Below are 22,824 nucleotides of genomic sequence, written 5' to 3'. Positions count from 1 at the left end.
GTCTCGGTCCCTGCGACACCCGTATTCCATTCTCCCGGTGCCTTGAACGCCCGCGTCGTCTTCCGAGGGAAGGGCGGCGGCCGTGCGCCATGCACCGGAGAAGCCCATGAACCACGAAGTCCTGGACGCGCCCGTCGACGCCGACGCGCCGCAGTTCGCCCTCACCCCGCCCGCGGCGACGCTGGGCATGACCGTCACCAAGCGCAACGGCCGCCGCGAACCGGTCGACCTCAACAAGATCGTGCGCGCCGTGATGCGCCAGTGCGACGACCTCTACGCCGTCGACCCGATGCGGGTCGCCACGCGCACCATTTCCGGCCTGTACGACGGCGCGACCACGCGCGAACTGGACGAGCTTTCCATCCGCACCGCCGCGCTGCTCACCGCCGAGGAGCCCGAGTACGGCCGCCTGGCCGCGCGCCTGCTGGCCGAGTGCATCGCCAAGGAAGTCACCGGCCAGGAAATCCACGCCTTTTCGCAGTCGGTGGCGCGCGGACACGAGCTGGGCCTGGTCAATGCCCGCCTGCTCGACTTCGTGCAGGCCAATGCCCGCAAGCTCAACGATGCGCTCGATGCCTCGAACGACCGTCGCTTCGACTATTTCGGCCTGCGCACGCTCTACGACCGCTACCTGCTGCGCCATCCCACCGCGCGCACGGTCATCGAAACCCCGCAGCAGTTTTTCCTGCGCATCGCCTGCGCACTCAGCCAGGACGTGCCCGAGGCGCTGGCGCTGTACCAGCGCATGGCATCGCTGGACTACCTGCCCAGCTCGCCGACGCTTTTCAACGCCGGCACCACGCACGAACAGCTCTCGAGCTGCTTCCTGCTCGATTCCCCGCGCGACTCGCTTGAGTCGATCTACCAGAAGTACGGCGACATCGCCCAGCTGTCCAAGTTCAGCGGTGGCATCGGCGTCAGCTACTCGCGGGTGCGGTCGCGCGGCTCGCTGATCCGCTCCACGAACGGACATTCCAACGGCATCGTGCCCTGGCTCAAGACGCTCGATTCGTCCGTGGCGGCGGTGAACCAGGGTGGCAAGCGGAAGGGCGCGGCCTGCGTCTATCTCGAGCCCTGGCACGCCGACATCGAGGAATTCCTGGAACTGCGCGACAACACCGGCGACGACGCCCGGCGCACGCATAACCTCAACCTCGCGAACTGGATCCCCGACCTGTTCATGCGCCGGGTCGAGGCCGACGAGGCCTGGTCGCTGTTTGATCCCAAGGCCGTTCCCGCCCTGGTCGACCTGTTCGGCGAAGCCTTCGAGGCCGCCTACGTGCAGGCCGAGCAGAACGGCCTGGCCGTGCGCACGCTGCGAGCTCGCGAGCTGTACGCAAAGATGATGCGCACCCTTGCCCAGACCGGCAATGGCTGGATGACCTTCAAGGACAAGTGCAACCGCGCCAGCAACCAGACGGCGAAAACCGGCAACGTCATCCACCTGTCGAACCTGTGCACCGAGATCCTGGAAGTCACCAGCGCCGAGGAAACGGCGGTATGCAACCTGGGCTCGATCAACCTGGGCCAGCACCTGGGCGAGCACGGCTTTGATTTCGACAAGCTGGCCGACACCGTGCGCCTGGCGGTGCGCCAGCTCGACCGGGTCATCGACCTTAATTTCTACCCGATCGAATCCGCCCGCCGGGGCAACCTTCGCTGGCGGCCCGTGGGCCTGGGCTGCATGGGCCTGCAGGATGTGTTCTTCCGGTTGCGCCTGCCCTTCGACTCGGCCCCGGCACGGACGCTGTCGGCGCGCATCGCCGAGGCCATCTATTTCCACGCGCTCGAAGCCAGCTGCGAGCTGGCGCAGGAGCGTGGCCGGCATCCCAACTTCGCGGACACCCGCGCGGCCACCGGCGAGCTGCAGTTCGATGCCTGGGGCGTCCAGCCATCGCAGCCCGAGCGCTGGGACGCCCTGCGCGAACGTATCCGCGAACACGGCTTGCGCAACTCGTTGCTGGTCGCCATCGCCCCCACGGCGACCATTGCCTCGATCGCCGGCTGTTACGAATGCATCGAGCCGCAGGTGAGCAACCTGTTCAAGCGCGAGACGCTGTCGGGTGACTTCCTGCAGGTGAACAAACACCTGGTGCGCGAACTCAAGCAGCTGGGGCTGTGGACGCCCGAGCTGCGTGACCGCATCAAGATGGCGGAAGGCTCGGTGCAGGGCATCACCCAGATCCCCGAAGAACTGCGCGCGGTTTACCGCACCGTCTGGGAAGTCCCGATGCGTTCGCTGATCGACATGGCCGCCGACCGCGGCGCCTTCATCGACCAGAGCCAGTCGCTGAACCTGTTCATGGAAAGCCCGAACATCGGCGCGCTTTCGTCCATGTACATGCACGCCTGGAAGCGGGGCATCAAGACCACCTACTACCTGCGCTCCCGGCCCGCCACGCGCATCGCCAAGGCCACGGTGGATTCCACCGATGCCGTGGCCTGTTCCCTGGAGAACCCCGAATCCTGCGAGGCCTGCCAATAATGCAAACGAGCAAACTGCTGGACCCGGGCTACGACCTGACGCTGCGGCCGATGCGTTACCCACGGTTCTACGAGATGTACCGCGACGCCATCCGCAATACCTGGACGGTGGAGGAAGTCGACTTCTCGCTCGACACCAACGACCTCAAGAACAAGGTCGGGCCGGCCGAGCGGCACCTGATCGAGCGCCTGGTGGCGTTTTTCGCCACCGGCGACTCGATCGTCGCCAACAACCTGGTGCTCAACCTCTACCAGCACATCAACGCCCCCGAGGCGCGCATGTTCCTGTCGCGCCAGCTGTACGAAGAAGCCCTGCACGTGCAGTTCTACCTGACCCTGCTCGACACCTACCTGCCCGATCCGGCCGCGCGCGCGCGCGCCTTCGCGGCGGTCGAGAACATCCCCTCGATCCGGAAGAAGGCCGAATTCTGCTTCCGCTGGATGGACAGCGTGCAGGACCTGCGGCGGCTGGAGAACCCGGCCCAGCGCCGGCAGTTCCTGCTCAACCTGGTGTGTTTCGCGGCCTGCATCGAAGGCCTGTTTTTCTTCGGTGCCTTCGCCTACGTCTATTACCTGCGTTCGCGCGGGCTGCTGCACGGCCTGGCCGGCGGCACCAACTGGGTGTTCAGGGATGAAAGCGGGCACATGGCCTTCGCGTTCGAGGTCATCCGAACGGCGCGTGAAGAAGAACCCGATCTGTTCGACGAGGACTTCAAGAAGCAGGTCGTGACCATGCTGTGCGAAGCCGTGGACTGTGAATGCGCCTTCTCCGAGGACGTCCTGTCGGGCGGCGTCGCCGGGCTGTCGCCGCGGGACATGCGCCAGTACCTGGAATATTGCGCCGACCAACGCCTGGCCCAGCTGGGCCTGCCCCGGCATTTCGGGTCCCGCAACCCCTTCCCCTTCATGGACCTGCAGGACGTCCAGGAACTGACGAACTTCTTCGAACGCCGCGTATCTGCCTACCAGGTGGGCGTCCAGGGCGAAGTCGCCTTCGACGCGGCGTTCTGAAGGAACCCAGGCCGCACCGACCGGCAAGCCGTCCCGCACGGCCGCCGGTCGTGCCGTGTCGCGTATTGCCCTTGTAAAGCCCGCCCCCGTGAGACAATGGCCCCATGACGTCCCCCGAACTGAGCCCCCTGGGCAAAGCCGTCGCCTATGGCGGTGACTACGATCCTTCGCTGCTGTTCCCGATCGCCCGCGCCCAGTCGCGGGCGACCCTGGGCCTGGGCAACGACCTGCCTTTCGGTGGCGTCGATTTCTGGAATGCCTACGAACTGAGCTGGCTCGACGGTCGCGGCAAGCCGCGCGTCGCCCTGGCCGAGCTGCGGGTGCCGGCGGCGTCGCCGAACATCATCGAATCCAAGAGCCTCAAGCTTTACCTGGGCAGCTATGCCATGGCGCGCTTCAGCGACACCGACAGCCTGCGCGCGCAGCTGGTGGCCGACCTGTCGGCGGCCTCGGGTGCCACCGTCAGCGTGGTGCTGACGCCAGCAGGTTCGAACAACGTCGCCCTGATCGAAAACCTCGAGGGCGACCTGATCGACGACCTGCCGATCGACATCAGCCATTACGGTCCGCCCCGCCCGGATTTCCTGGCCTGCGACGAAGAGACTCGCGCCGACGAAATCCTGGTTTCGCACCTGCTCAAGTCCAATTGCCCGGTCACCGGCCAGCCCGACTGGGCCAGCGTGCAGATCCGCTATGCCGGCCCGCGCATCGCCCGCGATGGCCTGCTGCGCTATTTGGTGTCCTACCGCCAGCACAGCGATTTCCACGAAAGCTGCGTCGAGCGCATCTTCATGGACCTGATGCAGCACTGCGCGCCAACCCGGCTGGCGGTGTACGCTCGTTACACCCGCCGCGGCGGCCTGGACATCAACCCGTTCCGGGCCACCCCGGGCCTGCCCCTGCCGGGCAACCCGCGCACCAATCGCCAGTAACGCCCGCCCACGACCGACACCGACCATGCGCCCGACCCTGACGCTTCTCGCCCTGTCGCTTTCCCTGCTGCTCGTCGCCTGTGGCGACGAAGCGCCCGCGCCCGCCGAAGACGGCGCATCGCCGGCCCAGGCCACGGCCGAGGTCGCCGCGCAGGCCGCCACGCCCGAAGAGCCGCCGATGCCCGGCGGCGACTTCCGCGTGGTCGCCGTGGAGCTGGGCACCGAACTCGACGAAGAAGGCCGGGTGCCGCGCCCGCAGGATGTCTTCACCACCGTGGACACCATCCACGCCGCGGTCGTCGGCGTCGGCAGCAGCCCCGGCCTCACGCTGTCGGCCCGCTGGCTGCTCGAGGACGGCACGCCGGTGGCCAAGGCCGGCCAGGCCCTGGTGCCCGACGCACCGACGGTCACCACTTTTTCCATCACCCAGCCCGAGCCCTGGCCGGCCGGGGCCTACCGGGTGGAAGTGGCGATCAACGAACGGGTCGTCGAAACCCGCAGTTTCCGCATCGAATAACCCTGCCGCGGCCACGCCGCCCGAGACCGGCCCATGAGCCATCCCTGCCTGCGCTGCGGCGCCTGCTGCGCCACCTTCCGCGTGTCGTTCCACTGGTCGGAAGCCCAGCCACACAACCCCGACGGCCCCGCCGCCGAACTGGTGATGCCCCTGCGCCGGCACGAACTGGCCATGCGCGGCACCGAAGGCAGCCATCCGCGCTGCGTCGGCCTGCGCGGCAGCATCGGCGTGGATGGCCACTGCGGCATCTATCCCAACCGCCCTTCGGTGTGCCGGGAGGTCGAACCGAGCTGGGAATTTGGCCGCCACAGCGCCCAGTGCGACAAGGGTCGCATCCGGCATGGCCTCAAGCCGCTGACGCCCGAGGACTGGGCGATGCAACCGGTGTCGCTGCCGGGCGTGGACCAGGTGGCGGTGGAGACGGCGCCGCTGCCGGAAGTGGACGACCTGCCGCCGGCCTACGGCTTCGGCGCGCCCTCGCCGGAACCCGGTTCGCCCCTGGCCTGATCGGCTTCCCCCGCCGCGCCGGCACGGCGGTACACGCCCAGGAAGCTGGTCCTCCAGCTGCCGCCGTCGTCGTCCGACACCTGCCAGTGCTGGGTAACGCTCCCGTCCGCCGCGGGCGTCCAGGTGATGCGCTGGCGCTGCACGCCACCACTGGCCTGGGGCAGTTCGCCTTCGAGCACCATGGCGCCGTCGCGCAGGCCGCCTTCGAGCCGCAGCACCACGCCGTCGGCGCCGACCCAGACCTGCATCCAGGCACCGCGCCGGCGGTCGTAGGCGTTGAGGCTGTGCCCTTCGAAACCAGAGCCGCCGCGCCAGTGTTCGCGCAACAGGCATGCACCGGCGGCGTGGCTGATGGTGTTGCGGCCCAGTTCGGCGCCGGTGTCGGGGCGCGTCACGACCCAGTCGCCTGCCCAGAAATCGAACTGCCGGTGTTCGGTGGCGCTGCAGGCCGGTGCTGACGCCGGCGTCACGGCAGGCTCGGCGACCGGCGGTACGGCGGACGCGGCCAGGGAAAAAACGAGCAGCCAGGAAGCAGCCATGACGATCCTCCGGAGGGCCTGGCAGCAGCGTACACCCCCGTAGGGCCTGCGCGCTTTCCCCGGACCCGCGTAAACGCGACAATGCAAGGCTGAATAAACGAGACCTTTCCGCCATGTCCGATACGCCCAAGATCATCTACACGCTGACCGACGAAGCCCCGTTCCTGGCGACCCAGTCGCTGCTGCCGGTCGTGCAGGCCTTCGCCGGCGCCGCCGGCATCGCCGTGGAGACGCGCGACATCTCGCTGTCGGGTCGCATCCTGGCGCAGTTCCCGGACCGGCTGCGCGACGACCAGCGCATCGGCGACCACCTGGCCGAACTGGGCGAACTGGCCACCCAGCCGGAAGCCAACATCATCAAGCTGCCCAACATCAGCGCCTCGGTGCCCCAGCTCAAGGCGGCCATCGCCGAGCTGCAGTCCCAGGGTTACGACCTGCCCGACTACCCGGACGAGCCCAGGACCGACGCCGACAAGGACACCAAGGCCCGCTACGACCGTACCAAGGGCAGCGCCGTGAACCCGGTGCTGCGCGAGGGCAATTCCGACCGCCGCGCGCCCAAGTCGGTGAAGGCCTACACCCGCAAGCACCCGCACCGCATGGGCAAGTGGAGCGCGGATTCGAAGTCGCACGTCTCGCACATGGACGGCGGCGATTTCTACGGCAGCGAACAGTCGGCGACCGTCGACGACGCCGGCAGCCTGAAGATCGAGCTGCTGCGTGCCGACGGCGTCACCACCGTCCTGAAGGACGCGGTGAAGGTGCAGGCCGGTGAAATCGTCGACGCCGCGGTGATGAACCGCAAGCGCCTGGCGGACTTCATCGCCGCCCAGATCGCCGACGCCAAGGCCAAGGGCGTGCTGTTTTCGCTGCACCTGAAGGCGACCATGATGAAGGTCTCCGACCCGATCATGTTCGGCGTCGCGGTCGGCGAGTTCTACAAGGACGTCCTGGATCGCCACGCCGAGGCGCTGGCCGCCGTCGGTTTCGACCGCAACAACGGCATCGGCGACCTCGACGCCCGCCTGGACAAGCTGCCCGAGGCCACCCGGACCGCCATCACCGCCGAGCTGCAGGCGCTGTACGCCGCGCGCCCGGGCCTGGCGATGGTCAACTCCGACAAGGGCATCACCAACCTGCACGTGCCCAGCGACATCATCGTCGATGCCTCGATGCCGGCGATGATCCGCGACTCCGGCCGCATGTGGAATGCCGCCGGCGAACTGCAGGACACCAAGGCCGTCATCCCCGACCGCTGCTACGCCGGCATCTACCAGGCGGTGATCGACGACTGCAAGGCCCACGGCGCCTTCGACCCGGCCACCATGGGCAGCGTGCCCAACGTCGGCCTGATGGCGCAGAAGGCCGAGGAGTACGGCTCGCACGACAAGACCTTCCAGATGCCGGCCGACGGCATCGTGCGGGTCACCGACGAAGCCGGCCGCAGCCTGTTCGAACACCCGGTGATGGCCGGCGACATCTGGCGCATGTGCCAGACCAAGGACGCACCGGTGCAGGACTGGGTGAAGCTGGCGGTCGATCGCGCCCGCCTGAGCGACACCCCGGCGGTGTTCTGGCTGGACGCGGACCGTGCCCACGACGCCCAGATCATCGCCAAGGTCGAGACCTACCTGAAGCACTACGACACCAACGGCCTGGACATCCGCATCCTGGCGCCCGTCGATGCCATGAAGTTCTCGCTCGAGCGTATCCGCGCCGGCAAGGACACCATCTCGGTGACCGGCAACGTGCTGCGCGACTACCTGACCGACCTGTTCCCGATCATGGAACTGGGCACCAGCGCCAAGATGCTGTCGATCGTGCCGCTGATGGCCGGCGGCGGCCTGTTCGAAACCGGTGCCGGCGGTTCGGCGCCCAAGCACGTGCAGCAGTTCACCGCGGAAAACTACCTGCGCTGGGATTCCCTGGGTGAGTTCCTGGCCCTGGCGGCCTCGCTCGACCATGTCAGCGAGCGTTTCCTGAACTCGGCGGCGCCGGTGCTGGCCAGGACGCTGGACGAGGCCAATGCCCGCATCCTCGACGAGAACCGCTCGCCGGCCCGCAAGGTCGGCCAGCTCGACAACCGCGGCACCCACTTCTACCTGGCGCAGTACTGGGCCCAGGCCCTGGCCGACCAGGACGAGGACGCGACGCTCAAGGCGAAGTTCGCGCCGCTGGCCAAGGCCCTGGTCGAGAACGAAGCGAAGATCCTCGAGGAACTGACCGCCGTACAGGGCCAGCCGGTCGACATCGGTGGCTACTACCGCCCCGACCAGGTCAAGGCCAGCGCCGCCATGCGCCCCAGCGCCACCTTCAACGCGGCTCTGGCTTCCCTGTAACGTTTTGGAGGGCAGGCACCCTTGGGTGCCTGCCCCGGGAACCCCTAGCCCGGAAATTCGCCTTCGGGGACCGGTCGCGAGAAGAGATACCCCTGCAAGGTCTGGCATCCCATCCCGGCCAGGTTGCTCGCTTGATCGTTGGTTTCCACGCCCTCCGCCACCAGTTCCATGCCCAGGGCCTGGCCCAGCGAGATGATGGTGCGCACGATGGCCAGGTCGCCCTGGTCATCAAGATGGCCCCTCACGAACGCCTGGTCGAGCTTGAGCGTCTGGGCAGGGAAGCTCCTGAGGTAGGTCAGGCTCGAGTAGCCGGTTCCGAAATCGTCAATCGACAGGCGGATGCCGAGGGCACGAAAGCGCTGCATCAGCTCGCGCGCTGCGCCGACGTTGGCCATCAGCGTGTTCTCGGTGATCTCCAGCTCGAGCTGTTGCGGGGACAACCCGCCCTCGTCCAGGGCGGCTTGCACGGTCTTGAGCAGCGAGGGCTCGGCAAACTGCACGGCCGAAATGTTGACGCTGATGCGGAAATTCGGCCACTGCTTGCACCACTTGCCGGCAGCCAGGCAGGCCTTGCGCAGCACGTACTCGCCGATCGGCACGATCAGGCCGGTTTCTTCGGCCAGGGGAATGAAGGTCAGGGGCGGCACGAGCTGGCCGTCGCGGCTGCGCAGTCGCACCAGGGCCTCGGCGCCGACGACGTGCCGTTGGGACGCGTCGTACATCGCCTGGTAATGAACCTCCAGCCGACTCTCCTGCAGTGCGTCCCTCAGCTCGCGCTCGGCGCGGGTGCGTTCGACCAGGCGCTGCTCGTACTCCGCGGAGTAGAAACAGGTCTGGTTGCGGCCATCCTCTTTCGCGCGGTACATCGCCACGTCCGCATTGCGCAGCAGCCCTTCCTGGTCCGGGCAGTCGTCCGGGAAGATGCTGATCCCGCCACTGAGCGTGACTTCCACCTGGTGTTCGTCGAAGACGAACGGTTGGCGCGCCTCGGCCGACAGCAGCATCGAAAGCTCGGCAATACTCTCCGGCGACTCCGTCTCCGGCAAAAGCACCACGAACTCGTCGCCACCAAGTCGCGCCAGGGTGGCGCCACCGGGCAGGAGACGCTGCAAGCGCGAGGCCAGCAACTGGATCACCCGGTCGCCGATCGCATGGCCGGCGGTGTTGTTGGTGAGCTTGAAATTGTCGATGTCGAACAGGATCAACCCGACCCGTGAATTCATCTGCGCGGCGCGGCGGATGGCCAGGTTGATGCGGTCCTGCAACAGGACCCGGTTGGGAAGGTCCGTCAACGGATCATGATTGGCCAGGTGGGACATCTTGATGGCCATGGCCCGCGCCTCGCTGACATCGTGGAATACGATGATCGCGCCGCGGATTTCGCCCCGGGCATCCCGGATGGGGGCCGCCGAGTCTTCGACGTGGTAGGTAATGCCGCCAAGGGCATTGAGCCGGCAATTGAGAGCCATCGCCACCGTCCGGCGCTCCGACAGGGCCAGATAAACCGGGTTCTGCAGTTGCCGGCCAGACTCGCCCTCGGTCAGCGGCATGACGATTTCGATGGGCTGGTCCCGGGCTTGTGCCACGGTCCAGCCCGTCATCTGCTCCGCGATCGGATTCATGAAGGTCACGCGCCCGATGGTGTCGACCGCGATGACCGCATCGCCGATCGACGACAGCGTGACCCGGAGCAGTTCCTTTTCTTCGAACAGCGCGCGCTCGGCTTGCTTTAGCCGACTGATGTCGGTGAACAACAGCAGGACGAAGCCTTCCGGAAGACCCCGGCCCGCCGGCACGGCCGACAGGCGAACCACACGGTCCGGCTGCCCGGGCGCGTGCACCTGGAGTTCCCCTTCGGCCGAGTACCCGCCCCGGGCCCGCGCGACCAGCGGTTCGACCTGGGCCATGAAGGCCCCGTCGAGGCAGGCGTCCAGCCGCCGTCCCGGCTCTATCGTGTTGAGCATGGAAAAGGAGGGCGATTCGGACCCATTGACGTACCTGACCTCGCCATTGAGATCCATGCAGACCACGCGGGCAGGCAGCCCGCGCATCAGCTGGTCCATCTCGGCGCGTGCGAGCAAGAGCGCGTCCGATCGCCGCTTGAGCAGGAGATGGTTGCCCACCCGCAGGCGACAGGTAGTGAGATTGATGGGCTTGGCAAGAAAATCGACCGCGCCTTCCCGGAACGAGGCAGGCTCGAAGTGGTGGGGGTCGTGGCCGGTGACGAAGATCAGCGAGCATGTCGCCGTCGCGGGTTCTTCGCGCAAGGCGCGCGCCAGTTCGAAGCCCGACATCCCCGGCATCTCGATGTCCAGGATGACGACGTCGGGACAGTGACTGCGGGCCAATTCCAGGGCACGCGTGGCGCTGGTGCACACGAACACCTCGCCCAGACCGTCCACGGCCTGCGCCAGTATCTTGGCGCTGTCCGGGGAGTCATCGACAATCAAAAGCCTGCCGGGTCTATCTGGCGACGTCACCGAATCCATGCTTATATGGCTCATACGGAATCCCGCTTGTATGTATCGCCGAAAGGGGCACGATTGCAACTTGCCAGTTGCACGCTGAGAAATCGTCTCTCCTGAAGCACGGGTAGCTGGAGGTAGGGCCGGGATGTCTGCAGTCCTTCGGGAAAACAAGGTGTCGCTGGCCGTTGTCTTGCTCAGCGCCGGGTTGTCGGCAGGCACCTACTACTACGTCGGCGAATACAACCAGCAACGCGCCCAGGAAGAGTTCGATCGCGTGGCTACTTCCGCCGCCGAAGACGTCCGACTGCGCGTTTCCAGCTATGAGTTTGGCGCCCGGGGCGCCCGGGGCGCGATCGTGGCCGCTGGCGTGGACGCGCCGTCCCGCGCGCGTTTCATCACCTACATGAACACACGGGACCTGCCGACGGAGTTCCCCGGGGCGCTTGGCTTTGGTTATATCCGTCGCGTATCCCGCGGTGGCCTTGCATCCTTCCTGGACGAAGCCAGGGACGACGGATTTCCCGGATTCTCGCTGCGTGAACTCAATGCCCACGCCGGCGACCACTACATCATCCAATACATCGAGCCCAGTGGCGCCAACTACGAAGCCATAGGCCTGGATATCGGTTCGGAGGCCAATCGGCGGCTGGCCGCGGATCGGGCCATGCTGTCGGGCAAGGCAACCCTGACCGAGCCCATTACCCTGGTACAGGCCACGGGCAAACCGGCCCGCGGCTTCCTGCTGCTACTGCCGGTTTACGATCCGTCGCAACCCCAATCCACGCCGGAACAGCGGCGCACGGCCCTGGTGGGCTGGTCCTATGCGCCCCTGGTCGTGGATGACGTCCTGCGCCACATCGGTGCGACGCTTGACGATTTCACGCTTTCGATCCGCGACCCGGACTCGGACGACGTGACCCTGCCGTTCTATCGCTCGGAGCGGGAAACCAACGAGGATGCGCCCAGCGCGCGGCGTCGGCTGTCGCTTTTCGGTCGCCAATGGGACCTGGAGTTCACGGCTTCGCGGGCTTTTTCCGAGAGCCTGGGCCTGGTCAGCCCGGGCTTGCCAGCCGGGCTGCTGCTGGCCATCGGCATACTGACGGCCCTGTCGGCGCGGTATTACCTGAGCACGGCGCGCATGCGGCAGCACCTGCAGGCGGACCGGGCAAGGACGGCCGCCCTGTTCAACCAGTCCCAGGACGCCATCCTGGACCTGGACCTGGACATGCGCCTGATCAACGCAAACAAGGCGGCCGCCGCCTTGCTGGGCGATCGCCTGGATGTGGCGGAGGACCGCTCGGCCATCGATGCGCTGGCCATCGTGGAGGGAGAAGTCGCCCTGCGCCGTGCACTGGAATCGGTCGCCAAGGGGATGCCGCGTGCGACCACGGAACTCAGCCTTCGCGGCAATGGCCGCGACGACAGCCATAGCGTCGCGATCGTTTCCGCCGTCCGCGGGGCCGATGGCAAGACATCGAGCCTGTCGATCACCTTGCGCGACGTTTCCCGCCAGCGCGCGATGGAGGCAACGCTCAGTGAGATCTCCGTGCTCACTTCGGCGCAGCTGGGCGAGGACTTCATGGACGCGGCGGCCAATGCGCTCGGACGCCTGCTTCGCGCCGACCTGGTCACCATTGATCGCATCGCGCCGGACAGTCCCGACCAGGCCATCGTGCTGGCGGCTTATCGCGAGGGGCTTGACGTTTCCCGGTGGCGCTACGAACTCGAGGCTGCCATCAACAGCCAGGCCGAGCCCACGCTGGGAATGGCGGTGCCGACCGGCGACCGGCAACGTGGCTCCCGGGTGCGGGTGGATGCGGCCGGGGGCCTGCCGACGCCTTTGCCCGGCCTCACGGCAGCCAGCTGCATTTCGCTTCCCCTGTTCGACACCCAGGACCGGGTCTTCGGTCATCTCTCCGTGTTCCATGGGCGCCGGATCATGCCGGCCGACTTCGACCGTGCCTTCGAGGTGGCCCGACTGTTCAGCCACCGCGTCGAAGCGGAGATGCGCCGCATGCTGGCCGAGCAGGAACGCCTCACCGCCGAATCCCGGCTCAGGGACCTCAATGAGTCGCTCGAGCGCCAGGCGGCCGAGCGCACCCGGCAGCTTCGCCATACCCTCATCCTTCAGGAAAAGATCGTCGAAGGTGCGGGAGTCGCCCTGATCGCCACCGATCAGGAGGGCGTGATCACCCTGTTCAACCCGGCCGCGGAATCGCTGCTGGGACGTCGCGCCGCCGATCTCGTCGGCAAGTCCACGCCGGCCGTCTTCCATGACCCGGCCGAGGTCGAGCAGCGCGCGCAGGAGATCTCCAGGGCCCTGGGGCGGCCTTTCCCGCCGGGGTTCGAAGTATTCGTCCACGGGGTCGACCAGGACACCAGCACCAGTCGGGACTGGACCTACCTGCATGTCTCCGGTACGCGCATCCCCGTCCTGTTGGGCATCTCCCAGCTTCAGGACGACGACGGCACCGTGCTGGGCTATCTGGGCGTCGCCGTGGACATGCGGGCCCAGCGCGAACAAGCCGAGGCACTGCGCCGCGCCGTCGAGCGTTCCGAAAGCGCCACCCGCGCCAAGTCGGAGTTCCTGGCCAACGTCAGTCACGAAATCCGGACCCCGATGAACGCCATCCTGGGCATGATGCAGCTGCTGGCGACGACGTCCCTCGACTCACGGCAGCAGGAGTTCGTGCGCAAGTCGGAAGGTGCGGCGCATTCGCTGCTCGCGATCCTCAATGACGTGCTCGACTTCTCGAAGATCGAGGCCGGCATGATGTCGACCGAGAACCAGCCGTTCTCCCTGCAGATGCTGCTGTCCGAACTTTCCATCATCTGCGAAGGCCTTGGCGCCAAGCCCGGCGTCGAAATCGCCTTCGACGTCGATGCCCGGCTTCCCGATCGGTTCGTGGGCGATGCGTTGCGCATCAAGCAGGTGCTGACGAACCTGCTTGGCAATGCGATCAAGTTCACCGACGCGGGCCACATCATCCTGTCCATCAAGCCGGTGAGTGCGGAAGCGGACTGTTGGACAATGGAGTTCTCGGTCAAGGACACCGGCATCGGCATTCCCGAGAACCTGCAGGCGCACATCTTCTCCAGCTTCGCCCAGGCCGAGGCCAGCACCGCCCGGCGATACGGCGGCACGGGGCTGGGACTGTCGATCTGCGATCGCCTGGTGTCGATGATGGGCGGCCGGATGAACCTGCGCAGCGTGCCGGGGCACGGCAGCACGTTCTTTTTCTCCCTCGCCTTGCCGCAGTTGCCTGGCGAGCAGGCGGACGGCTCGGCGCCGCGGTCATCGCAAAGCGTACTGGTCGTCGAACCCAATGAGGTGGCGCGCGACATCCTGCAAGGCCTGTGTCGCCAGCTGGGCTGCCAGGTGCAGGCGACCTGTGACCGCGCCCAGGCGCGTCGCCTGCTGGCTGGACAGCCGGTGGATGTGTTGCTGCTCGCCTGGTCGGAATACGACGAGCAGCCCCTGGACGAGCTGGTGAACCTGGCGCTGGAGCTCAACGGGAACATCCACCATGGCGTTCTCTTCGCCGCTTCGGGTTCGCGCCACCGGTTGTTGCTCGAGGTCAGTACGAAGGGACTGCAGCGGGTTCGCTATCTCTCCAAGCCGGCGTTGTTGTCTTCACTGGCCACCGGTCTTTCCTCCCTGCAAAGCGGTGAATCCGGCGAGCGCCCGCAGGACCAGGCCACGGTTGCAAGCTCTGCGCTGGCGGGGGTCCGCGTCCTGGTGGTCGATGACAACCCGATGAACCGGGACGTCGCACGTGACGTGCTGGAAGCCGAAGGCGCCGAGGTGCGCCTGTGCACCAGCGGCCAGGAAGCGCTTGATCGCCTGGACGAGGCGCCGGACTGGCCGGTGTTGCTGCTGACCGACATCCAGATGCCCGGCCTGGATGGTTATGCCCTGTCGCGCCGGGTTCGCCAGGACCCGCGGTTCGCCAGCCTGGCCATCCTGGCGCTGACGGCGCACGTGACCGACTCGGACCGGGCGGCCTGCCTCGCCGCCGGCATGAGCGGACATGTGGGAAAACCCATCAACGTCGCCGAACTGCGAAGTCAGATCCTTCGTTGCCTCGGCCAGGGGGGCGGCGCCATCGCTCCGGAGCATGCGGATCGCCAAAAGCCTACCGGACTGGCCGCGGCGAAACGCCGCTTCCAGCAGCATCCGTCGGCCTTCCAGGGAGCACTGCGAAGTTTTCTGGAAAACGCACCCGTGCTGGTGGCGGAACTGCTCAACGCCTCATCGTCCACCGAAGACCGGCGTCGGGCGGCGCATACCCTCAAGGGCAATGCCGCGACGGCGGGCTGCGATGGGCTCGCTGATCTTGCAGCCCGGGCCGAGGAGCGCCTGCGCACCGCGGATGGCCTGGACCCTGCCGGGGAACAGGCGCTGCAAGCCGGCCTTTCCCAGGCTTTGCAGGACGTTCGCGACCACCTGGCCCATTCCCCCGGACAGCCACCGCAGACACCCCCGGCATCGGGAGGGATCCAGGCCGGGGAAGTGCAAGCCAAGCTGCAGGTGCTGCATGGCCTGCTGGTGGAGTGCAATTTTCGGGCCGTGGTGGAAGCCGAGGACCTGATCGCCCGCTGGCCGGGCGTGGCCCCGGCACTGGCGACAGAGCTGCTGACCCGGACCCGGGATTTTGACTTCGAGGGCGCCCTGCAGCGATGCGAGGTGTTGCTGACCACCCTGGGGAGCGACGGTCAATGATCCCCACGGCTCCGCCCCCGCCGTCGAATGGCCGCCCGGTGCTGCTCGTGGTGGATGACGATCCCGGCAACCTGCGCTTGCTTGCCGGACTGTTGGGCGAGTCCTACGACCTTCGCCTGGCCACCCGGGCCGAAGCCGCACTGAAAATCGCGGCCAGCCAGCATCCGGACCTGATCCTGATGGACGTGGTGCTGCCGGGCATGAGCGGACTGGAAGCCTGCCGTCGCCTGGCCCAGGACCCGGGCACGGCCGACATTCCCGTGATCTTCATCACGAGCGGATCTTCCGAAGACGATGAGCTGGCGTGCTGGGACGCCGGCGGCGTCGATTTCGTCAGCAAGCCCGTGCACCCCGTTACGCTTGCGCGCCGCGTCGCCGTGCACATCAAGTTCAAACAACAGGCAGATCGCCTGCGTGAACTGGCCGGCACCGACGCGCTGACCGGCCTGGCGAATCGGCGCACGTTCGATGCCCATGCTTCGCGCGAATGGCGCCGCTGCCGTCGCTTGCGCCTGCCCCTGTCGGTGGCGATCCTGGACGTGGACTGGTTCAAGGCCTTCAACGACTACTACGGGCATGACGGCGGTGATCGTGCCCTGCGGCTGCTCGCCGACACCTTTCGAAAGCTGTGTACGCGCGCTGGCGATACCGTGGCGAGGCTGGGCGGCGAGGAGTTTGCCCTGCTGATGCCCAATACCAACGCCGAGGGCGCCCGGACGCTGATTGCCCGCCTGCTGGAGGCCGTGCACTCCCTGCAGGAGCCCCACGCTTCCTCCCCGCTGGGCTACCTGAGCCTGAGTGCGGGTCTTGCTTCGGTAGAGCCGGCCACCGGCGGTGACCTGGCCGCCTTGATGACGCTTGCCGACCAACGGCTTTACCGCGCGAAGGACGCCGGGCGGGCCCGCTGGGTGGACGCCGACTAGCGGGCGTCCACCCCTGGCCGCTTAGCCGTGCAGGTCGAAGCGGTCGGCCTCCATCACCTTGGTCCAGGCCGCGACGAAGTCGTCGACGAACTTCCGGTCGGCGTCGCTGGCGGCGTAAACCTCGGCCAGCGCGCGCAGCTGCGCGTTCGAGCCAAAGACCAGGTCCGACACCGTGCCGGTCCACTTGATCTCGCCGGTCTTGCGGTCGCGGCCCTCGAGGATGTCGCGATTCGATTCCGAGCGTTTCCACTTCGTGCCCATGTCGAGCAGGTTGCGGAAGACCTCGTTGTTGAGCGTGCCCGGGGTCTTGGTGAAGACGCCGTGCTTGCTGCCCTTGTAGTTGGCGCCCAGGGCACGCAGGCCGCCCACCAGCACCGTCATCTCCGGGGCGCTGAGCCGCAGCAAGGCGGCGCGGTCGACCAGCATCTCGGCTTCGGAGCCTTCGAAACCCTTGGCCACGTAGTTGCGGAAGCCGTCCACCTTGGGCTCGAGGGGCTCGAAGGAGTCGGCGTCGGTCATCTCGTCCGTGGCGTCGGTGCGGCCCGGGTGGAAAGGCACGGTGATGTCGAACCCGCCCTTCTTCGCCGCCGCTTCGATGGCGGCGTTGCCGGCCAGCACGATCAGGTCGGCCATCGAGATCTTCTTGCCGCCGCTGGCGGAGCCGTTGAAGTCCTTTCGGATGTCCTCGAGCGTGGACAGCACCTTGGCCAGCTGCCCGGGCTGGTTCACTTCCCAGTCCTTCTGCGGCGCCAGACGGATGCGGGCGCCGTTGGCACCACCACGCTTGTCGCTGCCGCGGAAGGTCGAGGCCGAGGACCAGGCGGTGTAGACCAGCTGCTCGGTCGCAACGCCGGAATCGAGCACCTTTTTCTTCAGTGCGGCCACGTCCTTGTCGTCCACCAGCGCATGGTCGACGTCGGGCACCGGGTCCTGCCAGATCAGCACTTCCCCGGGCACGTACTTGCCCAGGTAGCGGTTGCGCGGGCCCATGTCGCGATGGGTCAGCTTGAACCAGGCGCGCGCGAAGGCGTCGGCGAACTCGTCCGGGTTGTCCTTGAAGTGGCGCGAGATCTTCTCGTAGGCCGGGTCCATGCGCATGGCCATGTCGGCCGTGGACATCATCAGCTTTTCCTTGCGGCCCGGGTCGTGGGCGGCCGGCGCCATGTCTTCGTCCTTGAGGTTCTTCGCCTGCCACTGCTGCGCGCCCGCGGGGCTCTTGGTCAGCTCCCAGTCGTATTTGAACAGCACGTCGAAGTAGCTCATGTCCCACTTGGTCGGCGTCGGCGTCCAGGCGCCCTCCAGACCGCTGGTGATGGTGTGGCCGGCCATGCCCGACTCGTAGCTGCTGGCCCAGCCCAAACCCTGGCTTTCGATGTCCGCACCCTCGGGCTCGACCTGCACCAGGCCGGCGTCGCCGGCACCGTGGGCCTTGCCGAAGGTGTGGCCGCCGGCGGTCAGGGCGACGGTCTCGTAATCGTTCATGGCCATGCGCGCGAAGGTGTCGCGGATGTCACGCGCCGACAGCAGGGGGTCGGGATTGCCGTCCGGGCCTTCCGGGTTCACGTAGATCAGGCCCATCTGCACCGCGGCCAGCGGATTGGCCAGGTCGCGTTCGCCGGAGTAGCGGCTGTTTTCCTTGTCGCTGGTGGACAGCCATTCCTGTTCCGGGCCCCAGAACACGTCGGCCATCGGCTCCCAGATGTCGCTGCGGCCGCCACCGAAGCCAAAGGTCTTGAAGCCCATGGATTCGAGCGCGACGTTGCCGGTCAGGATGAACAGGTCGGCCCAGGACAGCTGCTTGCCGTACTTTTGCTTGATCGGCCAGAGCAGGCGGCGCGCCTTGTCGAGGTTGCCGTTGTCGGGCCAGCTGTTGAGCGGCGCGAAGCGCTGGTCGCCGGTGCCGCCGCCGCCGCGCCCGTCGAAGGTGCGGTAGGTGCCGGCTGCGTGCCAGGCCATGCGGATGAAGAAGGGACCGTAGTGGCCATAGTCGGCCGGCCACCAGTCCTGCGAATCGGTCATCAGGGCGTGCAGGTCCTTGATGACGGCGTCGAGGTCGAGCTTCTTGAACTCTTCGCGGTAGTCATAGTCCTCGCCCATCGGGTTGGCCCGGGGCGAATGGCCGTGGAGGATGCCGAGGTTGAGCTGGTTGGGCCACCAGTCCGCGTTCGTCCACGCACCAGTGATGGCCTGGCTGCGGCTGCCGCTTCCGGTGAAGGGGCATTTTGCTTCGTTGGACATGGCGATCTCTCCTTGGGTTTCTAGCGGGGGGCGATGGGGGGACTGTAGGCCCCTTGACTCCTGGGTGGAAATCAATGTTTCGTATCATCCTGATAGGAAACACCTATCGGCTTGTGGCGGGCTCGCGAGCGCCGAACGTTGAAATCTCCTGGGGGAACACGCTTGATCCGTCGCATTCTTATGATTGGCCTCGCTCTGACCGGGCTGGTCCTGTGGACAGCACCCACAGACGCATACACCCCGGTCGATCCCGATGCGCAACCTCCCGCCTTGCTCAACGATGCCATCGACCACCGGAAGGTCGCGAAGGCGTTGTCGATCGTCCACAGGGACGCGCCATGCTCACCCTGTTGGGGTGCGTTGGTCGACTACACGACGTTCACCAAGCCCGTACAGAGCTACCGCGCGAAGCGGTTTGATGGCTTCTACGTCACCGTGCTTCTGCCGGTGGAGAACCCGCGTGAGCACCTAGTCACTGATCGCCACCTGCGCGCCTTGGTGGATCGCCTCGACATCCTCTATCTCGCCTATCGCGACCTGATGGGCTGGGAACCGGTGCAGTCGCGTGACCCGGCTGGAAAGCAGGTGTTCGCGATCCTCCCGAACGACCCGAACTTCATCGGGATGGGTCGGATTGCAGGGGACTCCAGCGAGTATTCCAACAGCGTTCTCGAAGATCCGGAGCTGGACGTAGACATTCTCCCCTACGTCTGGAGTCACGAGCTCGCCCACAACTTTGATCCGATCGACCACTGGGACTACGGCTACGACGAACTCCATGCCTGGACGACGTTCATCGATTCGTGGTTTCTTCGGAAGCAGTCGCGCTACACGGTGACGAGCGACTGGCACTGGAGCCACTATTACCAGCAGGCGATAGACCAATGGGAATCATTGGTGGCCTTGCCGACGTTCAGTTGGTCGCGCTGCCTGGCCAATCCGATTCCGCAATGGGATTGTGGATACGTGTGGGCTCATTTTCACCACATCGGAAGTTTCATGGTTTCGCTCTCGAGCTACATGAAGCCTACTGAAGTTCGGGACTGGGTCCGCCAGGGTGTGCAAGAGTCCCGCCAGGGTCTGCTCGTCGCGAATACATCGGAAGCGAGGAACGACGCGATGTTGGCCGGGCTTGCAGCAGCCACCCGGAGCGATCCCAGCTGCCTTAACCAGATATTCCCATGGGGCGCGGGTCCGGGCGTACACGCCAATGGGCGGTTTGAACTGGCTTTCCGGCCCTGTCGGGACGAAGACGGAGATGGCTTCATCCGGCGCGACGACTGCGATGACTCCCGTGCAGACGTGAACCCACTCGCGATCGAACGTGTGAACGGACTGGACGACAACTGCAATGTTCTCGTGGACGACGTCTCGATCGCGGAGCTCGACCAGGCCGGCGGTGACTTCTCCGATGCGGTGTTTGATCCGCCGAATCTGGTTGACGTGCCCTTCCATGCGAGCGGAACCCTCTCCGGCGAAACCGACGTTGACACCATCGGCCTGCACGTTCCCGCGGCCCTTACTGGCTTCATCTGCTCCCAAGGAGGGCCGCTCGTCTTTTTCAGCGTGTATGCGCACGGTGGTGAATACACGAACGACTATTCGATACCTGCCGGCGGATGCCTCTCCATGAGCAATGCCAACCCCATGTCCGCATTCGGGGTTCGAGGGCAGGCGGGGTCTCACGGAAGTTATACGTTGAGGCTGGTCAAACATCGTGAACGCACCATGCTGAGCACCCGGGCTCTCCATCTGGAGTACCGGGGCGATACCGTCCAGGGCATCGTCGACGCATCCCGGCTTGATTCTGAACCGGAGTCGATCCAGGTCCGCTGGTTTGCCAGCGGGGCGGGGCTGATTGGCGACCGGCCTCTCTCGGACCCGGAGGCGCTGATCTCTCCTCCGATTCCCGAAGAATTGCTGTCGAACCCGTCTTACCCCGTTCAAGTGCGCGCCCAGCTTTGGCGCGACGAGATGCCCATTGGCGAGCCGTCGTTCCCCCTGACCGTCAACCGGCCCAGTTACGCGCTATCCAACGGCACGGCGGAGACCTTTCGCCTGGATGCCGGACAGGAACTTCGAAAGCTCTTCGTCGATGTTCCTGTCGGTGCCCAGTCCCTGCTGGTGACGGGTCAAAGCGCGGGTGAAATGGAAGTGCGGCTCGTGCGTGTGCCAGCACCGGCCACGCCCTGGCCGGACGCCAATATCGCCATCAGTCCGGACCCCGTTCTCGCTTCACACCGCTTCACCACCAGGAACGGTGACCAGCAGGGGGCGCTCATCGTCGGCCCAACTCTTGAGCCGGGTCGATGGTACGTGGTCGCGAACAACCAGGGCGCGATGGCCGCCGACCTGACCCTCATGGCCACCGTCACGGCGGCTGCGCCCGAGGTCAGGTCCGGAAGTTACTTCAATCCTTCCCGTAGCGGTCACGGTGTATTCGTCTATCCGGCGGGCGACCAGTGGTCCGCGCTTTGGTATACCTATTTCCGCGACTTCTCGCCGACCTGGTACTACGCGCAAGGGCCAGCCCCCGGGGCCGATGGCATTTGGAGCGCTCCTCTCTACCGTTCTCATTGGAGCCAGGGCACGAGCACCTTGCACGAGGTAGGCAACGTCATCCTGACGCCGACGGGGCGGGACGCCTTCACCTGGACCTTCAATCTGGAAGGCGACACCGGCTCGGAGCCCATGCAGTCCCTCGGCCGGGGCTGCCTGGAGAGTTCGGGCGGGATTCTCGATTCCAGCGGAAACTGGTTCGACCCTGAACGGTCAGGCTCCGGCTATTCGGTCCAGACTTGGGAGAATGGCTACGTGTATGTCGCGTCCTTCATCTACGACGCCAAGGGATTTCCGCGCTTCGCAAGTGCGGAGACCCTGACACCCTATCTCGCGACGATCGATTCCGGGGTGCGGCAAACTGCCGGTCCGTGCCCATTGTGCCTGGCGCAACCCAAACTGGCCCCCCTTCTGCAGGTGAGATCGGCCGGCGTCACCGAGTTCGATTTCAGCTCGGGAACGTTGGGATCGGTTTTCTCCGACATTGGATTCGTGGGCAATGTGGAAGGCAGTTGGACCAGCTTCGATCAGGTTCAGCCACTTGGTGAAATCCAGGGATGCGAGCTCTAGACCACACGGGAGGGTGACTGGGCCCGCCACGACGGGTCGTTAACGGCGGGCCGTGCTAGCCTCGCGGCTCGTCTATCACTCCGGAGTCCACCATGCGTCCGTTGATGTCGTCGCTTGCCCTCGCCCTGTCTGCCGGCCTGCTTTTGTCCGCCTGCGGCTCCGAACCGGCCCCTGCTCCGGCACCGGAAGCTGAGCCCGCCGAAACCGCCGAGATGGGCGCCCACACCGACCGCGACGCCCAGACCGATCCGATGGACGCCGTGCTGGCCGGCGACTGGCGCGATCCGGCCAACGTCGCCCGCGACGACTGGCGCCACCCGCGGGAAACCCTGGCCTTCTTCGGGGTCGGCCCCAGCCAGACCATCGTCGAGATCTCCCCGGGCGGTGGCTGGTACACCGAAATCCTGGCCGCACTGCCGGGCGAAAAGGGCAGCTACATCGGTGTGATCAACGACCCCGCGCAGTCCGGCAACGAGCGTGCGCAGGAGTACTACACCAATGCCAACACCAAGCTGCGCGAGAAGCTGGCGGCGCGCGCGGACGTCTACGGCGAGGCGACGCTGGTGGAGGTCGACCCGAAGGCGCCGGTCATCGGCGAGCCGGGTTCGGCCGACGTCGTGCTCACCTTCCGCAACGTGCACAACTGGGTGATGGCCGGCAACGAGGCGGCGATGTTCCAGTCCTTTTACGACGTGCTGGCACCAGGTGGCGTCTTGGGCGTGGTCGAACACCGCGCCGCCGCCGGCAAGTCCCTGGCCGAGGTGAAGACCTCCGGCTACCTGCCCGAGGACTACGTGATCGGCCTGGCCGAAGCCGCCGGCTTCGTGCTCGAGGAAAAGAGCGAGATCAACGCCAACCCGGCCGACACCAAGGACCACCCCAATGGCGTCTGGACGCTGCCGCCGGGCAACAACCACGATGAAGCCGACCGCGCCAAGTACGCCGCGATCGGCGAGAGCGACCGCATGACGCTGCGCTTCGTGAAGCCCGCCGCGGAGTAACCGCCGACCCGCT

Annotated in this window: 13 protein-coding genes; 10 read left to right on the top strand and 3 right to left on the bottom strand. The window is 66.3% G+C overall.

Going from position 1 to position 22,824, the window contains the following annotated elements:
* Positions 1-106: 106 nt before the first annotated feature.
* The 5 genes from N788_RS10300 to N788_RS10280 all read left to right on the top strand — a co-directional run bounded on the left by N788_RS10300 (position 107) and on the right by N788_RS10280 (position 5,451).
* Positions 107-2,485 carry a ribonucleoside-diphosphate reductase subunit alpha gene (locus N788_RS10300; protein ID WP_034224726.1) on the top strand — a complete coding sequence of 793 codons (2,379 nt, stop codon included), beginning with the start codon at positions 107-109 and terminating at the stop codon, positions 2,483-2,485.
* The gene (locus N788_RS10295) at positions 2,485-3,495 is read left to right on the top strand and encodes a ribonucleotide-diphosphate reductase subunit beta (RefSeq protein WP_034224723.1); all 1,011 of its coding nucleotides are present in this window, start codon (positions 2,485-2,487) and stop codon (positions 3,493-3,495) included. The genes N788_RS10300 and N788_RS10295 overlap by 1 nt, the downstream gene beginning before the upstream one ends.
* 104 nt (positions 3,496-3,599) lie before the next feature.
* Entirely contained in the window at positions 3,600-4,427 is an 828-nt protein-coding gene (gene queF / locus N788_RS10290; RefSeq protein WP_034224721.1) for an NADPH-dependent 7-cyano-7-deazaguanine reductase QueF, read from the top strand.
* 25 nt (positions 4,428-4,452) lie between these two features.
* The gene (locus N788_RS10285; protein WP_034224711.1) at positions 4,453-4,944 is read left to right on the top strand and encodes a hypothetical protein; all 492 of its coding nucleotides are present in this window, start codon (positions 4,453-4,455) and stop codon (positions 4,942-4,944) included.
* A 33-nt stretch (positions 4,945-4,977) separates the two neighbouring features.
* Positions 4,978-5,451, top strand: coding sequence for a YkgJ family cysteine cluster protein (locus tag N788_RS10280; protein WP_084696006.1), 474 nt, complete (start codon positions 4,978-4,980; stop codon positions 5,449-5,451).
* On the opposite strand, the gene N788_RS10275 is transcribed toward N788_RS10280, so the two are convergent.
* Positions 5,403-5,990, bottom strand: a complete 588-nt coding sequence (locus tag N788_RS10275) for a hypothetical protein (RefSeq protein ID WP_051924564.1) — start codon at positions 5,988-5,990, stop codon at positions 5,403-5,405. The genes N788_RS10280 and N788_RS10275 overlap by 49 nt on opposite strands.
* A gap of 113 nt (positions 5,991-6,103) precedes the next feature.
* Here N788_RS10275 and N788_RS10270 point away from each other — a divergent pair, with 113 nt between their 5' ends.
* Entirely contained in the window at positions 6,104-8,329 is a 2,226-nt protein-coding gene (locus N788_RS10270; RefSeq protein WP_034224708.1) for an NADP-dependent isocitrate dehydrogenase, read from the top strand.
* A 44-nt stretch (positions 8,330-8,373) separates the two neighbouring features.
* Here N788_RS10270 and N788_RS10265 read toward each other — a convergent pair whose 3' ends face one another.
* Positions 8,374-10,818: a two-component system response regulator gene (locus N788_RS10265; RefSeq protein WP_034224705.1), complete on the bottom strand. Its 2,445-nt coding sequence runs from the start codon at positions 10,816-10,818 to the stop codon at positions 8,374-8,376.
* Positions 10,819-10,942: 124 nt separating this feature from the next.
* On the opposite strand from N788_RS10265, the gene N788_RS14010 reads away from it, so the two are divergent.
* Both N788_RS14010 and N788_RS10255 read left to right on the top strand, forming a co-directional pair.
* A complete protein-coding gene (locus tag N788_RS14010) occupies positions 10,943-15,520 on the top strand; it encodes a CHASE domain-containing protein (protein WP_084696004.1) in 4,578 nt (1,525 codons plus the stop codon).
* Positions 15,517-16,443, top strand: coding sequence for a GGDEF domain-containing protein (locus N788_RS10255; protein WP_034224702.1), 927 nt, complete (start codon positions 15,517-15,519; stop codon positions 16,441-16,443). The genes N788_RS14010 and N788_RS10255 overlap by 4 nt, the downstream gene beginning before the upstream one ends.
* Before the next feature lie 21 nt (positions 16,444-16,464).
* Here the strand turns inward: N788_RS10255 and katG are convergent, their stop codons facing one another.
* Positions 16,465-18,681, bottom strand: a complete 2,217-nt coding sequence (gene katG / locus N788_RS10250; RefSeq protein ID WP_034224699.1) for a catalase/peroxidase HPI — start codon at positions 18,679-18,681, stop codon at positions 16,465-16,467.
* Positions 18,682-18,843: 162 nt separating this feature from the next.
* Between katG and N788_RS10245 the strand changes: the two genes are divergently transcribed.
* Together N788_RS10245 and N788_RS10240 are read left to right on the top strand one after the other, a co-directional pair.
* Positions 18,844-21,810, top strand: coding sequence for a putative metal-binding motif-containing protein (locus tag N788_RS10245; RefSeq protein WP_152560452.1), 2,967 nt, complete (start codon positions 18,844-18,846; stop codon positions 21,808-21,810).
* A gap of 92 nt (positions 21,811-21,902) precedes the next feature.
* Positions 21,903-22,811 (top strand): class I SAM-dependent methyltransferase, encoded by a 909-nt coding sequence (locus tag N788_RS10240; RefSeq protein WP_084696002.1) that lies wholly within the window; start codon positions 21,903-21,905, stop codon positions 22,809-22,811.
* The last annotated feature ends 13 nt before the right edge of the window (positions 22,812-22,824 follow it).

The sequence above is a fragment of the Arenimonas donghaensis DSM 18148 = HO3-R19 genome, assembly GCF_000743535.1.
Lineage (GTDB): Bacteria > Pseudomonadota > Gammaproteobacteria > Xanthomonadales > Xanthomonadaceae > Arenimonas > Arenimonas donghaensis.
This window is presented reverse-complemented; position numbering and strand designations above follow the sequence as displayed.

Coding starts and splice junctions, on each gene's coding strand:
- N788_RS10265 (WP_034224705.1), bottom strand. CDS start 10,818: ATGGATTCGGTGACGTCGCCAGATAGACCCGGCAGGCTTTTGATTGTC.
- N788_RS10255 (WP_034224702.1), top strand. CDS start 15,517: ATGATCCCCACGGCTCCGCCCCCGCCGTCGAATGGCCGCCCGGTGCTG.
- queF (WP_034224721.1), top strand. CDS start 3,600: ATGACGTCCCCCGAACTGAGCCCCCTGGGCAAAGCCGTCGCCTATGGC.
- katG (WP_034224699.1), bottom strand. CDS start 18,681: ATGTCCAACGAAGCAAAATGCCCCTTCACCGGAAGCGGCAGCCGCAGC.
- N788_RS10280 (WP_084696006.1), top strand. CDS start 4,978: ATGAGCCATCCCTGCCTGCGCTGCGGCGCCTGCTGCGCCACCTTCCGC.
- N788_RS10275 (WP_051924564.1), bottom strand. CDS start 5,990: ATGGCTGCTTCCTGGCTGCTCGTTTTTTCCCTGGCCGCGTCCGCCGTA.
- N788_RS10285 (WP_034224711.1), top strand. CDS start 4,453: ATGCGCCCGACCCTGACGCTTCTCGCCCTGTCGCTTTCCCTGCTGCTC.
- N788_RS10300 (WP_034224726.1), top strand. CDS start 107: ATGAACCACGAAGTCCTGGACGCGCCCGTCGACGCCGACGCGCCGCAG.
- N788_RS10295 (WP_034224723.1), top strand. CDS start 2,485: ATGCAAACGAGCAAACTGCTGGACCCGGGCTACGACCTGACGCTGCGG.
- N788_RS10240 (WP_084696002.1), top strand. CDS start 21,903: ATGCGTCCGTTGATGTCGTCGCTTGCCCTCGCCCTGTCTGCCGGCCTG.
- N788_RS10270 (WP_034224708.1), top strand. CDS start 6,104: ATGTCCGATACGCCCAAGATCATCTACACGCTGACCGACGAAGCCCCG.
- N788_RS14010 (WP_084696004.1), top strand. CDS start 10,943: ATGTCTGCAGTCCTTCGGGAAAACAAGGTGTCGCTGGCCGTTGTCTTG.